This window comes from Streptomyces sp. enrichment culture (assembly GCF_964273255.1).
Taxonomy (GTDB): Bacteria; Actinomycetota; Actinomycetes; order Streptomycetales; family Streptomycetaceae; genus Streptomyces.
Window position 1 is genome coordinate 3,040,977 of record NZ_OZ186835.1, and the last position, 13,016, is coordinate 3,053,992.

Sequence of the window (13,016 nt, forward strand, 5' to 3'; positions counted from 1 at the left end):
CGATGTCCCCACGACCCCTTCTCTGGAGAGGCCCATGCTCCGGGTGCTGATGTTCCTCGTCCCGCTGGCTCTGAGCGTCTACGCGTTCATCGACTGCATCAGCACGAAGGACGAGGACATCCGTCACATGCCCAAGCCGCTGTGGGCGATCCTCGTGCTGCTGTTCCCGCTCGTGGGCTCCATCTCCTGGATCATCGCCGGCAAGAAGCGCCACCCCGCGGGCGCGCCCGGTTCCGGCGGCTCCCCCTGGGGCTTCGGCGGCAGCAGGCAGCAGTGGGTGGCTCCGGACGACAACCCGGACTTCCTGAAGTCCCTGAACGACGACAAGCCGGCCAGGCCGGCCGGGCCCGCCGAGGACACCCAGCAGGCCAAGGACCTCGACGAGGACGGCGACAAGGGCAGGCAGGACCGCGGCGACTGACCCGCGCCGCCCGACGGACCACGTTCCCCCGGCTCCGGCGGGGCGGGCCTCCTGCCCGGGCCCGCCCCTGCCCGCCGCCACCTCCCCCGCGCCCCTGCCGGGACCGGGAAGGGACCGGCGTCCCTTGTCTGCCGGGGGCAACGGTGGTTGACATGAGGTGAGCTCCGGCAGGCTGGGTGCGGCACCGGCCGTGGGCGAACGGGGGCGGAATGAGACGGATACCTGTCCTCCGCTGCACCGTGGCGCTCGGGCTGCTGCTGATCTCGGTGTCGTTCGGCCTGTGGTGGACGGCCCGCATGCCCGAGCTGGAGCAGGTCGACCTGACCGTGCTGCACGAGGAGCCGGACGGGACCTGCGAGGTGCAGTGGGGCGATCCGTTCGGTCCCGGCACCCGCGAGGCGCCCTACCGCTGCGACCCCGAGCGGGACCCGCTGCTGAAGGCGCCCGAGTACCGGCCGGGTACGGACCTCGGCTGGGAGACGGGATTCGTGATCGCCGAGGGGGCGGACAAGGGCGAGCTGTACTCGGAGGAGAAGCACGACGGCAGCGGTGCCGTCCTGGCGTCCGACGTGCTGGTCAGCTGTGGCCTGCTCCTGACGTTCGTCGGCGTGGCCGGCGGCGCCGTCCGGTCCGGCACCCGGGTGAGCGGCGTGCGTCCGGGCGTCCTGCGCCGGGCGGAACGCCTGCGGACGGCAGCCGAACGGGTCGCGGGGGACCACGCCCGCGCCGTACGGGCGGTCCGTCACGCCTGGGAGCCCGTGCACCGGGCGGCGGTGCGGGAACGCCTGGACCGGATGCCGGCCGGGACGCTGCGGCGGGCCGCCGGAGTACGGAGGGTGCCGGCCGACGTGTGGGAAAGGAGCGGTCTGCACACCGTGCGGGACGTGCTCGACGCCGGGGCGTGGGGCGTCGCGCACGCCACCCGTCTGGGGCGTCGCCCCGCGGAGAAGGTGTGGGAGGCCGCCCGGTGCAGGGCCGCCGACGTGGAGGCCGACACGGTGGTGCGCCTGGACCCCGACCCGCTCGACCCCGGCACGGCACGGCTGTTGAACGCCCTCCGGGTGCTGGTGGAGGCCGGGCCCGCGGCGCGTGAGACAGCCGGCGAGGGCGCGCGGCTGGCCGGGCAACTGGAGCGGCTCCTGGCGGATGCCGCGCCCGCGGCCGGCCGGCGGCAGATGCTGGACGCGTCCCCCGAGGCGCGTCACCTGGCTCCACTGGCGGTGACCGAGTTGCGCGGCATTCTGGACGCGGCCGGACAGGCGCGCACCGCCGAGCGGTTCGCGCAGGCGTCGGTCGACCTGCTGAGGGGCTCGGACGCGGATCCGGCGGCACTCGCCGCACGTGTCGACTTCGCGTCCCGGCCCGCCGCGTACTACGGCCTCCTGGCGGAGGTCGTGGGCTCCGGCCGCCGCGCGGGCCACACCGGGTCCGGGCGCTGAACGGGCGTCTTGCCGGGCACGGGTGACGGCCCGTCCGGTGCGCCCTGGGCGGGCCACGGCCTTCCCGCGCCCGGCGCCCGCCCGGCTCACCACAGCCCGGAGGGCGGCAGGCGGGCCGGGCCCCTCACACCCGGGCGTCCTCCGCCCCGGGCCCCCAGGGCCCGGCGGGCCGGCCCGCCCCCCGGCGACGGTCACGGCGACGCGACGGCGGTCACGGCGACGCGACGGCGGGCACGGCGACGCGACGGCGGTCACGGCGACGCGACGGCGGGCACGGCGACGCGACGGCGGTCACGGCGACGCGGCGGGGGCACGGCGACGCGGCGGCGGTCACCGCGGGCGGCAACGGCGAAGGCCGGCCCCCGTGACCGCTGTCACGGCGAACCGGCCTTCGACGGCGCGGGGGGTCAGAAGCCGACGGCCGCCAGCGCGCCCAGGCCGACGTCGGCGTAGGAGTGCTTGCCGGAGACGAAGATGTTCACGCCGTAGTAGTTGAACAGCCAGCAGCCGAAGGCGGCGAGGGCCAGGTAGGCGGCCTTGCGGCCCTTCCAGCCGGCCGTGGCGCGGGCGTGCAGGTACCCGGCGTAGGCGACCCAGGTGATGAACGACCAGGTCTCCTTGGGGTCCCAGCCCCAGTAGCGGCCCCAGGCGTCACCGGCCCAGATGGCGCCCGCGATGATCGTGAACGTCCACAGCGGGAACACGGCCGCGTTGACCCGGTAGGCGAACTTGTCCAGCGAGGCGGCGGAGGGCAGCCGTTCCATGACGGAGGTCGCGAAGGCGCCGGGCTTGCCGCCGTTCACCAGCTTGTTCTCGTACGAGTCCTTGAACAGGTACATGACCGTGCCCATGGCGCCGACGTAGAAGACCGCGCCGCACAGGATCGCCGTCGAGACGTGGATGTACAGCCAGTACGAGTGGAGCGCCGGGACCAGTTGGTCGCTCTCGGTGTAGAGGACGGTGACCGCGAGCCCGAGGTCGAGCAGGACGGCGGTGGTCAGGAACAGGCCGATCCAGCGCACGTTCTTCTTCAGCGCCAGCAGCAGGAGGTAGATGCCGACCGCGGTGGTGGAGAACGTGATGTTGAACTCGTACATGTTGCCCCACGGCGCCCGTTCCACGGACAGCGCGCGGGTGAGGACCCCGCCGACCGCGAGCAGGAACGCGAGCACGGTGAGGGAGACGGCGATCCGGCCGTAGAGGTCGCCCTGCTCGTCCCCGCCGTGGGCACCGGGGCCGTCCGGCACGTCACGGGAGCCGGAGGCCGCCCGGACGGCGACCTTGGGCCGCTCCAGCACGGCGGTCCCGCCGCCCTGCCGCACGGTGACGGCCGGTCCGCTCTTCGCCCCGGCGGCGGGGGTGAGGGCGGAGGCGGTGCGGGCGACCTTGCTGCGGCTGCCGAAGATCCACTCGGCGATGTACGCGAAGAAGGCCAGGGTGTAGACCGCCATCGCCGAGTAGATGAGGACGTTGCTCATCTCGGCGAGGCTCTCGTTGTTGGCGGCGGCCAGCTGCGTGGCAGCCCCGGCCAGATCGGTTGCGGCGGCGAGAGTCACTGCTTCTCAGCCCCTTCGGCAGGTTCGACTTCGGAGTCGGATGCGGAGTCGGAGGCGGGGGGATCGGCCGAGGCCGCGGTTTCCCCGGGTGGGTCGTCCGGTCCGGGGACACCCGGGGCCCGGTCGTAGAGGACGTCCGCGAGGTCGCCGAGTTCCTCGGGCACCTTGGCGGACTCGCTGCGGCCGAGGCCGCCCATCTCGACGACGGTGACGCCGTCGGCGCCCTGCACCGCGCGCACCCACACGCGGCGGCGCTGGATGAACAGGGAGGCGGCGAGACCCATGATCGCGACGACGGAGCCGCCCAGGGCCCAGCCGCCGCCCGGCTCCTGGACGATCTGGAAACCGGCCCACTCCTTGACGTCCTTCTCGAAGGTGACCGAGCCGGCGCCGTCGGGGAGGGTCATGGTCTCGCCGGGCGTGAGCATCTGCTTGAACAGCTCGCCGTCGGCGTCCTTGAACTCCTCCATCTTCGTCTTGTCCATCTGGTACACGCTCTGCGGGATGCCCGAGTCGGCCTTCAGGTCGCCGTGGTACGCGGACAGGGCGAGCACCGGATAGTCCAGCGCGGGGAACTGCGACAGCATGGTGCCGCTGGCCGAGCCGCCGAAGGTGGGCACGAAGAAGGCGTTGAAGCCGAGCTGTTCCTTCTTGCCCTCGGGGTTGCGGTAACCGTCGAGGACCTTGACCACGCCGGAGGACGTGACGTTGCCGTCCAGCGGCAGCAGCGGCACGGCGCTGCGGTAGACGACCTCGCCCTTGCCGTCGCGGACGGTGACCACGGGGGCGTAGCCGTGGCTGACCAGGTAGACCTTGGCGTCGCCGATCTCCAGCGGCTTGTTGACCTTGACGGTGGTGGTCTTCTCCTCGCCGTAGGCGCCCTCGCTGTAAGTGAGGTCGGCCTCGTACGTGCGCGGGGTGCCCTTGTTGGGGCCGCTGCGCTCGTAGGTGCCCTTGAAGTCCTTCACCGTGAAGCTGAACGGCTCCAGGTCGCCGACGTCGAAGAGGTTGCCGGACTTGAAGTCGTCGTACTGCGGGAGCGTGTTGGAGAACCCGTCGCCCTCGACGATCAGCTTGTTGCCCTCGGACTTGAACAACTGGCCCCAGGCGAAGGCGACCAGCATCACGATCAGCGCGATGTGGAAGGTCAGGTTGCCGACCTCGCGCAGGTAGCCCTTCTCGGCGGCGACGGCGTCACCGGCCACGTGGGCCCGGAAGCGGCGCTTCTTCAGCAGGGCCAGTGCGGCCTCGCGGACCTCCTCGGGCTCGGCCGCGGTGCGCCAGGTGGTGTGCGCGGGCAGCCGGTCCAGCCGCCGGGGGGCGCCCGGCGGGCGGCCGCGCAGCTGGCCCACGAACTGCCAGGTGCGGGGCACGATGCAGCCGATGAGGGAGACGAACAGCAGGATGTAGATCGCGGAGAACCACACCGAGCTGTAGACGTTGAACAGGCCCAGCTTGTCGTAGATCGGTGCCAGGACCTCGTGCTGCTCGCGGAAGTCGGCGACCTGCGTCTCGTCGATCCCGGTCTGCGGGATCAGCGAGCCGGGGATCGCGGCCAGCGACAGCAGCAGGAGCAGCAGCAGCGCGACCCGCATCGAGGTCAGCTGCCGCCAGAACCAGCGGGCCCAGCCGATGACGCCCAGGGAGGGCAGGCTGGGCTGCTCCTCGCGGGGAGCGGTGGACATCCGGGAGCCGGCGGCGCCCAGGTCCCGCTCGTCACCGGCCTTCGCGGTGTCGGTCGTGGTGTCGCTCATGGGTCAGATCCCCACCGTGAAGCCGTTGGACCAGGTCTGCATCTCCGCCACGAGACTGTCCCACGCGCCGGTCAGCAGCAGCACACCGGTCACGATCATCATCGTGCCGCCGATGCGCATGACCCAGACATAGTGCCGCTTGACCCAGTCGAAGGCGCCGAGCGCCTTGCGGAAGGCGACGGCGGTGAGCACGAACGGCAGGCCGAGGCCGATGCAGTAGGCGACGGTCAGTATGGCGCCGCGTCCGGCGGTGGCGTTGCTGAAGGACAGGGCCGTCACCGAGGCCAGCGTCGGGCCGATGCACGGGGTCCAGCCGATTCCGAACAGGGCGCCGAGGACGGGCGCGCCGACCAGACCGGCCGCCGGCCGCTTGTGGAAACGGAACTCCCGTTGGGTCAGCCAGGGCATCATGCCCATGAAGAAGACGCCCATGAGGATCATGAAGACCCCGAGCACCTTGGTCAGGACGCCCGACTGCTCCTGGAGGGTCTGTCCGAAGTACCCGAAGAAGGCCCCTCCGGAGACGAAGACCACGGTGAACCCGAGGACGAACAGGGAGGCACCGGCGACCATCCGGCCGCGCCTGGCGTCGGCCAGGTCTGTTCCGGAGACACCGGTGACGTAAGAGAGGTAGCCGGGGACCAGCGGCAGTACGCAGGGCGAGAAGAAGGAGACGAGTCCGCCGAGCAGCGCGATGGGCAACGCCACCAGCAGCGCACCGTTGAGCACGGTGGTGTTCGGGTCCACGCCGGTGGCGAGCGTGTGCAGGGTCGTCACGTCACTTCTCCGCGACGACCGGCTCGAGCATCTTCAGCAGGCGTTCCTCGCTGAGCGGGGACAGCGTGCGGGCGGCGATCCCGCCCTTCCGGTCCAGGATCAGGGTGGAGGGGATGGCCTGCGGGTTCAGTGTGCCCTTCTCGAAGCGCAGCAGCAGCTTGCCCGTCGGGTCGTACAGGCTCGGGTAGGGAACGTCGAAGTCCTTCTCGAAGGCGAGCGCGTTGCCGATGCTGGTGTCCCGGGTGTTGATGCCGACGAACTGCACCCCCTTGTCGGCGTAGTCGCGGGAGACCTTGGCGAAGTGCTTGGCCTCGGCGCGGCAGGGGTTGCACCAGGAGCCCCACACGTTGAGGACGACGACCTTGCCCCGGTAGTCGGCGACGTCGAGCGGCTCGCCCTCCAGGTCCTCGCCGGACAGCTCGGGCACCGTCGCCCGCTCGCCCCGGGGGACGGTGGCGATGCCGTCGGAGCCGGCGACGAAGTTGGTGTCGCCGCCTCCGCCGGACGTCCCGCCCGACCCGCAGGCGGAAACGAGCAGTGCGGCCACGGCGGCACCGGCGGTCAAAGCGACGCGGCGGCGGACAGTCACACGGGCGGCCCGGTTCGAGCGCTGGGGGGCGCGGCTGACGGCACTCATGTGAAAAGTTTCGCATGCCCGTTCTGGGGATCTTGCCCACCCCCCTGGCGGGCGGCCGCGCCGCGTCAGGAGGCGTCCGGGGAGGCACTTCCGGTGCCGGTGCCCCCGGTGTCCTTGAGGAAGGAGCTCCAGCCCCCGGCCGGTTCCTGGCCCACGTCCAGGGTGCGCAGCCGGTCGAGCACCTCGGGCTTCTGCACGTCCAGCCAGTCGGTGAACTGCCGGAAGGAGACGAGCCTCACGTCGCCGCCCTTCTCCTTCTCCCGGGCGATGTGCTTCAGGGCCTGCTCCACGGCGTCCATGTAGATGCCGCCGTTCCACTCCTCGAAGTGGTTGCCGATGAAGAAGGGTGCCCGGTTCGACTCGTATGCCCGCTTGAAGCCCGATATGTAGGCTCCGGTCGCCTGTTCGCGCCAGCCCGGGTAGTTGTGGGCGGGCGCCTTGGTCGTGTTGAGGGACTGGTTGGCGAGCATGTTGTAGTCCATCGACAGGACCTCGAAAGAACGTCCGGGGAAAGGTATCTGCTGGAGCGGAAGGTCCCATATGCCCTGCTTCTTGGAGGGCCAGACCTGCCGTCCCCCCGGTGAGGAGGCGTCGTAGCGCCAGCCCAGCTCGCGGGCGGTGGGCAGCAGATTGTCCTGGCCCAGCAGACACGGAGTGCGACCGCCGACGAGTTCCTTGTCGTAGTCGAACGGCAGGGACTCCAGTTCGGTCCAGCCGGAGTGGGTGCGCCACTTCTTCACGAACGACTTCGCCTGCTCGATCTCACTGCGCCACTGCTTCGGCGTCCAGTTGGCCACGCTGCCGGAGCCGGCGCAGAAGTGGCCGTTGAAGTGGGTGCCGATCTCGTGGCCCTCCAGCCAGGCCCGGCGGACGTTCTTCAGGGTGTCCTTGACGTGGTCGTCGGTGAGGTAGCCGATGTCCGAGGCGCCGCGCGGGTTGTTCGGCGGGTCGTACAGCCGCTTCTTCGACTCCGGGAGCAGGTACAGCCCCGAAAGGAAGAAGGTCATGTGCGCGCCGTGCTCCTTGGCGAGGTCCAGGAAGCGCGGGAACAGCCCGTTGCCGACCTCACCGGCCCCGTCCCAGGAGAAGACGACGAACTGCGGCGGGGTCTCCCCCGGCTCCAGCGGTTTCGGCGCGGCGGGCTGGTGGGGCTGCTTGCCGGTGAAGGAGGTCGAACCGTCACCGATGGGGCGCACGGTCCTGCTCGGCTTGGGCTTCGGCTTGCTCCCGCCGCCGGAACCGCCGGTGCCGCCCGAGCCGTCCGTTCCCGTGAGGCCGCCGCAGCCGGCCAACGAGACGGCGGCCGCGGCGCCCGCACCGAGCCCGAGCATTCCCCTGCGGGTGAGACTGCGCATGGCATCCCCGATCGTCACGTCGTGAAGGGTGTTCACTCAGTCAGAGGACAGCGGGCTCGGGGAGGTTCCCGGCCATATGCGGAGATTCCGCAACGAAAGCCACACCGTGGAGAACACTCCCGCAGCCGGCCACGCGCCCGGTGACACACCGGCCACCCGGACCGGTCACGGGACCGTACACAACAGGACCGGCCCCCGCACCCCTCCGGTACGGAAGAGGGTGCGGGGGCGTTCGGGGCAGGGGCGTACGGGGCGGGGCTCGGGCTCGGAGCGCGGGCTCCTGTGTCAGTACGGGACTCGGGCTCGGGGGTGCGGCGTGCGGGCCCCGGCTGTGGGTCTGCGGGTTTCGGCTCCGGGGGTGCGTGCCCCACCGTGGGGGCGCGGGGAAGAGGGACGGGGCGGCGTCGCGCGGCGTGCCGGGACGGATCGGACCGAACAACCGGCCGTCACACGACGCTCCGGATCCGGACCGGGTCACCTCCGCCCGGATCCGGACCTGGTCACTCCGGCACGGCCCCTGACCGGTCCGCCCCCGCACGGCTCCTGCCCGGGGCGCCCCGTCCGGATCCGTCACGTCCCGTCAGGCGACGCCCCGCCCCGCACCGTTACGCCGCACCTTTACACGCCATTACGCCCCGCTGTGCCCGTTTCAGGCGCCGAACGCCTTGCCCTGCCCCTTCACCGGCTTGGCGCCGGCGAGCAGATGGGCGGGGACGAGGTCGCGGGCCGGCTCGCTGTAGCCGACGGAGACGATCCGGTCGCCCTGGTAGGTGAACGTGGTGAGCGAGGCCAGCGTGCACTCCCGGCGGCGCGGGTCGTGCCACAGCCGCCGCCGCTCGACGAACGACCGCACGATCCAGATCGGCAACTGGTGGCTGACCAGCACCGCCTCGTGACCGCGCGCCGCGTCCCGGGCCGCGTCCATCGCGCCCTTCATCCGGACCACCTGGTCCACGTAGGGCTCGCCCCAGGACGGCTTGAACGGGTTGACGACGTGCCGCCAGTTGCCCGGCCGGCGCAGCGCCCCGTCTCCGACGCCGAAGGTCTTGCCCTGGAAGACGTTGCCCGCCTCGATCAGCCGGGCGTCGGTGGCGATGTCCAGGCCGTGCGCCTTGGCGATCGGCTCGGCCGTCTCCTGCGCCCGTTCCAGGGGCGAGGCGCCGACGTGGGTGATGTCACGGCTCGCGAGGTGCTCGGCGACACGGTCGGCCATCCGCCGGCCCAGATCGGACAGGTGGTAGCCGGGCAGCCGGCCGTAGAGGATGCCCTCCGGGTTGTGCACCTCACCGTGCCGCATCAGGTGGACGACGGTGATGTCGCCCATGTCGTCGTCGTGCTTCTTCACGGACCCCTCCTCCCCCGTGCTCACGCGGTCGCCTCCGCCGCCGCGCGGGCCGCCGCCGGAAGGGCGTCGGCGATCCGCTGGACGGCCCGCTCGTCGTGCGCGGTCGAGACGAACCAGGACTCGAACGACGACGGCGGCAGGTACACGCCGTCGGCCAGCAGGGAGTGGAAGAAGGCGGTGAAGCGGAAGGACTCCTGCGCCTTGGCGTCCTCGTAGTCGCGCACCGGCCGGTCGGTGAAGAAGACCGAGAACATGTTGGAGGCGTTCTGCAGGGTGTGCGCGACGCCCTCCTTGGTCAGCGCCTCGGCGACGAGTGCCTGGATCTGCGCCGACACCGCGTCGACCTTCTCGTAGGCGGCGTCGTCGAGCAGCCGCAGCTGGGCGAGACCTGCGGCGGTGGCGACCGGGTTCCCGGAGAGGGTGCCGGCCTGGTAGACGGGGCCGGCGGGCGCCAGGTGCGCCATGACGTCGGCCCGGCCGCCGAAGGCCGCGGCCGGGAAGCCGCCGCCCATGACCTTGCCGAAGGTCATCAGGTCGGGCCGCACCCCGTCGATGCCGAACCAGCCGGCGCGGCTGGTGCGGAAGCCGGTCATCACCTCGTCGGAGATGTACAGCGCGCCGTTGGCGGCGCAGGCGTCCTTCAGCCCCTGGTTGAAGCCGGGCAGCGGCGGCACGACGCCCATGTTGCCGGGGGACGCCTCGGTGATCACGCAGGCGATCTCCCCGGGGTGCGCGGCGAACGCGGCGTGCACGGCCTCCAGGTCGTTGTACGGCAGGACGATGGTGTCCCCGGCCTGGGCGCCGGTGACGCCCGGCGTGTCCGGCAGCGCGAAGGTGGCGACGCCCGAGCCGGCGGACGCGAGCAGCGAGTCGACGTGACCGTGGTAGCACCCGGCGAACTTGATCACCTTGGTGCGCCGCGTGAAGCCGCGGGCGAGGCGGATGGCCGACATGGTGGCCTCGGTCCCGCTGGAGACCAGCCGGACCTCCTCCAGTGGATCGATCCGGGCGACCATCTCCTCGGCGAGCGCGACCTCGCCCTCACCGGGCGTGCCGAAGGACGTACCGCGCGCGACGGCCTCCTGCACGGCGGCGATCACCTCGGGGTGGGCGTGCCCCAGGATCATCGGCCCCCACGAGCACACCAGGTCGACGTACTCCCGCCCGTCGGCGTCGGTGAGGTACGGGCCGGTGCCGGACACCATGAACCGCGGGGTGCCGCCGACGGCGCGGAAAGCACGCACCGGTGAGTTGACGCCACCGGGGGTGACGGCCGCGGCACGGTCGAACAGCGCCTGCGAGGCGGGGGCTTCGTATGAATATGGCAGTTCGCTCATGACCTGCGACTTCTCCGACCTTCTCCGACGAACCGGACTCCGGGTGCGAGTGACCTGTTCAGGGTAGGCCAGGAGCGGTGCGAGCCCGCCGGGCCCGCCGTCCGCCCCCGGTGTCCCCGCCTCCTGCGGCATCCGGCCCCGAATCCGCCGTGATCTGCGAAACTGTCGTCTGATACACACAGCTCACACGGCCCGTGCGGCCGGAGGCCGCCGAGGCCCCGCGGACATATGTCGGACCGCACGTTTCGGCGCGCGGCCGTGGGGGAGGTCACTGACACGATGATCGGGTTGCGCGGTGGGGACCACGCGTCCTAGAAAAGCAGTCGGGTGGAGATATGCATCGCGGTGGCGGACTGGGCGAGGGGACCGATGACCTGGGTCCTCGTCGGTCCAGGCGGGGAAGGCACCGGCGCGAGGCGGAAGACGCGGAAGCGGCACGTCGGGCACACGGAGTACCGAACGAGCCCGACCGGATCGAGCAGCGCCTCGACCGGCTGGGGGCGGGGAGCAGGAATGGTGGTCGGGTGGGGGTGACGTACAAGTACTTCGGCGCGCCCGATGGCGCCACCGCGGCCCGCGTCCCGATCTCGATGCGCCCCGAGGAACTCGGCGGCGACGAGCTCGGCATGGGCGGCATGTTCACCAAGATCAAGCCGGAGACCATGGCCGCCATGGTCCTCACCGGCATAGAGGGCGTCCCCCTGCACAAGGTCCCGCCCCTGGAACTGGTCGTCCTGCACCCCGACTACGCGGTCGTGAAGCTCCCCATGACGGTCGTCGACCCCCTGCGCGGCATAGGTGAGGAAGCGGTCGGCGCGGCGGCCTTCATCTGGTCCACGGTCCCGGACCGCGGCGGCCCCCGGGACGCGTTCAACGTGTACCAGCTGCTGCACGAGTGGCAGGACTTCTCACACCGGCTGCATGAGGCGGGACACCAGGCGTACTGCCTGGTGTGGCCCTGATCCGGAGTTTCGTGGCGTTCGGGCGGGACCTTCGGGTCCCGCCCTCGTCGTGTGCCGGCAGGCGCCGTCGGGCGGCCGGGGCACATCGCGGGGGCACCGTGGTCCCGCCGGGGGCACCGAGCCGGTTCGCGCGCTGCCCTGCCCCACGCGGGTCGCCGAGTATTACCGGGGGACGGACCTCGTGGTGCTCGCGAAGGGCCGGATCGGCGGTCTGCTCCTCGTCGCGGACGACGGCCCTTTCCGGACCGGTGCCGGGCCCGTGGTGTCCGGCCCCACCCTGGCCCTGGTGATGGCCATGACCCGGCGTGCGGCGTACTGCGACGACCTGGAGGGCGACGGGGTGGAACTCCTCCGCAGCCGGTGCGGGACACCGTGACGCGATGCCGGCCTCCGGGTCCGGGCCGGAAGGGGGCGGCACGGGCTGTACGACCGCCCCCTTCTCCGGAGCCCGGACGGACATGCGCCGTCGCGTCTACGATCAACCGCCATGGACTGGCTGGAGCGGGTCGCAAAGCTGAGGCAGTGGACGCGCAGCGGTACGCGCGCGCCGCACAAACCGCTGCTCCTGCTGTACGCCCTCGGCCGCTTCCGGCAGGACGACGCGCATGCCGATGCCGACGGGGGCCTGCGGTACACCGCGGTGGAACAGGACCTCCAGCGACTGCTGACCGAGTACGGTCCGCCGCACCGGACGACACCGGCCTACCCCTTCCACCACCTGGTGAGCGACGGCGTGTGGGAGGTCCGCACCGATCACGGACCGGGCAGCCCGGGGACCGGAGTGCGGGACCTGCGGGAGACGGGCGCGACCGGCAGGCTCGCACCGGACCTGAGGGCGGCGCTGCGGCGCGAACCGGAGTTGCTCGGCTGCATCACGCGCCTGCTTCTCGACCGCCACTTCCCGCCCTCCGTGCACGGCGAACTGTGCGAAGCCGTCGGACTGGAGCCGGAGACGGCCGCGGTGGAGCAGTCGGCGGTGGTGCGCCGTCAGCGGGACCCGCGGATGCGCCGACTGGTGCTGACGGCCTACGAGTACCGCTGCGCCTTCTGCGGGTACGACGGCCGACTCGGCACGGTGCCGGTCGGTCTGGAGGCCGCTCACGTGCGCTGGTGGGCCTTCGGCGGACCCGACGAGGTCGACAACGGGCTGTGCCTGTGCTCGCTGCACCACAAGCTCTTCGACAAGGGAGTCCTCGGGGTGGGGGACGACCTGCGCATCCTGGTCTCACAGCGTTTCGTCGGCCACAGCCCCGCCGCGCGTGAGCAGGTCACCGCCCTCGCGGGCCGCCCCGTCATCGGCCCTCAGCCCGGCATGGACCCCATAGCGGCGGCCCACCGCGACTGGCACACCCGGCAGGTCTTCCACGGCGATCCCCGCCCCGCCGTGTCCGTTGTCGGCGCGCGACGGCCGCCCCCCTAGGATCCCGCACCCC

11 protein-coding genes and 1 pseudogene are annotated in these 13,016 nt (G+C 71.8%); 5 read left to right on the forward strand and 7 right to left on the reverse strand.

Annotated features, from left to right (window positions below; all coding sequences use genetic code 11):
- The first annotated feature begins 34 nt into the window (after nucleotides 1-34).
- The gene (locus ACSU53_RS12965; protein WP_437027438.1) at nucleotides 35-421 is read left to right on the forward strand and encodes a PLD nuclease N-terminal domain-containing protein; all 387 of its coding nucleotides are present in this window, start codon (nucleotides 35-37) and stop codon (nucleotides 419-421) included.
- A gap of 209 nt (nucleotides 422-630) precedes the next feature.
- Complete coding sequence (locus ACSU53_RS12970) at nucleotides 631-1,860, forward strand: hypothetical protein (protein ID WP_437027440.1); 1,230 nt, start codon at nucleotides 631-633, stop codon at nucleotides 1,858-1,860.
- A gap of 407 nt (nucleotides 1,861-2,267) precedes the next feature.
- Here ACSU53_RS12970 and ccsB read toward each other — a convergent pair whose 3' ends face one another.
- The 7 genes from ccsB to hemL all read right to left on the reverse strand — a co-directional run bounded on the left by ccsB (nucleotide 2,268) and on the right by hemL (nucleotide 10,621).
- The gene (ccsB, locus tag ACSU53_RS12975; RefSeq protein WP_437033164.1) at nucleotides 2,268-3,338 is read right to left on the reverse strand and encodes a c-type cytochrome biogenesis protein CcsB; all 1,071 of its coding nucleotides are present in this window, start codon (nucleotides 3,336-3,338) and stop codon (nucleotides 2,268-2,270) included.
- Between the two features lie 74 nt (nucleotides 3,339-3,412).
- Nucleotides 3,413-5,170 carry a cytochrome c biogenesis protein ResB gene (gene resB, locus ACSU53_RS12980; protein ID WP_437027442.1) on the reverse strand — a complete coding sequence of 586 codons (1,758 nt, stop codon included), beginning with the start codon at nucleotides 5,168-5,170 and terminating at the stop codon, nucleotides 3,413-3,415.
- 3 nt (nucleotides 5,171-5,173) lie between these two features.
- Nucleotides 5,174-5,947 (reverse strand): cytochrome c biogenesis CcdA family protein, encoded by a 774-nt coding sequence (locus ACSU53_RS12985; RefSeq protein ID WP_437027444.1) that lies wholly within the window; start codon nucleotides 5,945-5,947, stop codon nucleotides 5,174-5,176.
- A gap of 1 nt (nucleotide 5,948) precedes the next feature.
- The gene (locus tag ACSU53_RS12990) at nucleotides 5,949-6,584 is read right to left on the reverse strand and encodes a TlpA family protein disulfide reductase (protein WP_437027446.1); all 636 of its coding nucleotides are present in this window, start codon (nucleotides 6,582-6,584) and stop codon (nucleotides 5,949-5,951) included.
- Nucleotides 6,585-6,649: 65 nt separating this feature from the next.
- Nucleotides 6,650-7,915: a polysaccharide deacetylase family protein gene (locus ACSU53_RS12995; RefSeq protein ID WP_437033166.1), complete on the reverse strand. Its 1,266-nt coding sequence runs from the start codon at nucleotides 7,913-7,915 to the stop codon at nucleotides 6,650-6,652.
- A 673-nt stretch (nucleotides 7,916-8,588) separates the two neighbouring features.
- Nucleotides 8,589-9,263, reverse strand: a complete 675-nt coding sequence (locus tag ACSU53_RS13000) for a histidine phosphatase family protein (protein ID WP_437033168.1) — start codon at nucleotides 9,261-9,263, stop codon at nucleotides 8,589-8,591.
- 41 nt (nucleotides 9,264-9,304) lie between these two features.
- Nucleotides 9,305-10,621, reverse strand: coding sequence for a glutamate-1-semialdehyde 2,1-aminomutase (gene hemL, locus ACSU53_RS13005; RefSeq protein WP_437027448.1), 1,317 nt, complete (start codon nucleotides 10,619-10,621; stop codon nucleotides 9,305-9,307).
- 524 nt (nucleotides 10,622-11,145) lie between these two features.
- Here hemL and ACSU53_RS13010 point away from each other — a divergent pair.
- The 3 genes and pseudogenes from ACSU53_RS13010 to ACSU53_RS13020 all read left to right on the forward strand — a co-directional run bounded on the left by ACSU53_RS13010 (nucleotide 11,146) and on the right by ACSU53_RS13020 (nucleotide 13,003).
- Complete coding sequence (locus tag ACSU53_RS13010; protein WP_030860612.1) at nucleotides 11,146-11,583, forward strand: hypothetical protein; 438 nt, start codon at nucleotides 11,146-11,148, stop codon at nucleotides 11,581-11,583.
- Nucleotides 11,584-11,728: 145 nt separating this feature from the next.
- Nucleotides 11,729-11,959, forward strand: a pseudogene (locus ACSU53_RS13015) (maleylpyruvate isomerase family mycothiol-dependent enzyme); the annotation flags it as partial.
- 111 nt (nucleotides 11,960-12,070) lie between these two features.
- Nucleotides 12,071-13,003, forward strand: a complete 933-nt coding sequence (locus tag ACSU53_RS13020; protein WP_437027450.1) for a phosphorothioated DNA-binding restriction endonuclease — start codon at nucleotides 12,071-12,073, stop codon at nucleotides 13,001-13,003.
- The last annotated feature ends 13 nt before the right edge of the window (nucleotides 13,004-13,016 follow it).